This is a genomic window from Rhizobacter sp., from assembly GCF_031412495.1.
Lineage (GTDB): Bacteria > Pseudomonadota > Gammaproteobacteria > Burkholderiales > Burkholderiaceae_C > Schlegelella_A.
In genome coordinates this window covers 1-1,801 of record NZ_JANODC010000380.1, presented here as the reverse complement: position 1 = coordinate 1,801, position 1,801 = coordinate 1, and the positions used below count along the sequence as shown (strand labels likewise).

The 1,801-nt window shown below is 66.0% G+C and carries 3 protein-coding genes; all 3 read right to left on the bottom strand.

Going from position 1 to position 1,801, the window contains the following annotated elements:
- Window positions 1-179 (bottom strand): ATP-binding cassette domain-containing protein (locus tag AC30N0_RS13940; RefSeq protein WP_489518508.1); only part of this gene is annotated, 179 nt, incomplete at its 3' end.
- A complete protein-coding gene (locus tag AC30N0_RS13935) occupies window positions 176-955 on the bottom strand; it encodes an ABC transporter permease (protein ID WP_489518507.1) in 780 nt (259 codons plus the stop codon). The genes AC30N0_RS13940 and AC30N0_RS13935, both read right to left, overlap by 4 nt.
- 17 nt (window positions 956-972) lie before the next feature.
- Window positions 973-1,801 (bottom strand): ABC transporter substrate-binding protein (locus tag AC30N0_RS13930; protein ID WP_489518506.1); only part of this gene is annotated, 829 nt, incomplete at its 5' end.

Here is a 1,801-nt window from a genome sequence, read left to right as displayed (position 1 = left end):
CCGGCGGTCGGGTGGTCGAGGCCGGCCACGATGCGCAGCAAGGTGCTCTTGCCGCAGCCGCTCGGGCCGAGGATGGTGACGAAGTCGTTCTCGGCCACGTCGAGGTCGGTGGCCTGCAAGGCCAACGTGGCGCCGAAGCGGCGTTCGACGCCGCGCACCGAGAGGATGGGGTGGCTCATTTTCCGAGTTGCGCCCACGGAAAGAAGCGCCGGTTGGCCGCCTTGAATGCGATGTCGCTGACCAGGCCGATCAGGCCGATGACGATGATGCCGAAGATGATCTGGTCGGTGGCGAGCAGCGCCTGGCTGTCGGTGATCATGTGGCCGATGCCGCTGGAGGCGCCGATCAGTTCGGCGACGATCACGTAGGTCCAGGCCCAGCCGAGCACCATGCGCAGGATCTCGGCGATCTCGGGCGCGGCGCCGGGGATCAGCACGCGTTTGACGAGGCTGGCGTCGCTGCTGCCCAGCGTGTACGCCGCCTCGACCAGATCGCGGCGCGTGTTGCCCACGCTCACGGCGATCATCAGCACCAGCTGGAAGAAGCTGCCGATGAAGATGACCGAGAGCTTCTGCGCTTCGCCGATGCCGGCCCACAGGATCAGCAGCGGAATGAAGGCGCTCGCCGGCAGGTAGCGCGCGAACGACACGAAGGGCTCGAAGAAGGCTTCGATCGGTTTGTAGGCGCCCATCGCCACGCCCAGCGGCACGGCGAGTGCGGCGGCGATGACGAAGCCGCCGAGCACGCGCCAGACCGTCATGCCGATGTCCTTGGCGAAGCCCATCTCGGTCAGCAGCGTGTAGCCGCCGCGCAGCATCTGCAGCGGGTCGGCCAGGAAGGTCTTGCTGACGAAGCCCGAGAACGTGGCCGCCGCCCACACGGCCACAAACAGCACGAAGAAGCTGACGCCGAGCACGATGCGCGTGCCCGGTGCCACCGGCGTCAAAGGCTTCACGACGGCGCCGCTTCTCGCTATTTGATGAAGCGCGTGTCGGCCAGCTTCGTCAGGTCGGGGATCTGCTTGATGATGCCGACTTCGAGCAACAGTTCGGCCGCTTCCTTGCTGAACGCCGCATGCTCGCCGGCAAAGAACTTCTGGTTCGCCGCGCGGTCTTGCCAACGCAGGTAGGCCTGGCTCTTCTCGAAGGCTTCGCCGCTTTGCTTGACGTCGGCACCCATGGTCTCGAAGCTCTTCTTCGGGTCGGCCTTGATCAGGTCGAGCGCTTCGAAGTAAGCATTGGCCAGGCCCTGCGCTGCCTTCGGGTTCTCGGCCAGGAACGTCGGCGTGCAGCCGAAGGTGTCCATCACCATCGGGTAGTCGAGCGTGGTGGCGATGATCTTGCCGGCCTCGGGCTTGGCACGCACCGCGCTCAGGTAGGGCTCGTAGGTCATCGCGGCGTCGATGCCGTCGGTGCCGGCGATCATCGCGTTGGCGGCAGGCTGCGGGCCCATGTTGACCACCTTCACGTCCTTCACCGACATGCCGTTCTTCTTCAGGATCCAGGCCAGGCCGAAGTAGCCGGCCGTGCCGGGCGCATCGGCGGCCACGGTCTTGCCCTTGAGGTCGGCGATCTTCGTGATGCCCGGCTTGGTGACCATGCCGTCGGCGCCGAAGCTCTTGTCGAGTTGGAAGATCTGCGTCGTCGCCACGCCGTTGGCGTTCCAGACCACCCAGGTCTCGACCGTGGTGGCGGCGCATTGGATGTCGCCCGAGGCGATGGCCAGGTGGCGATCTTTCTGCGGGATCTTCTTGATGCTGACGTCGAGGCCCTGCTTCTTGAACAGGCCCGCCTCCTTGGCC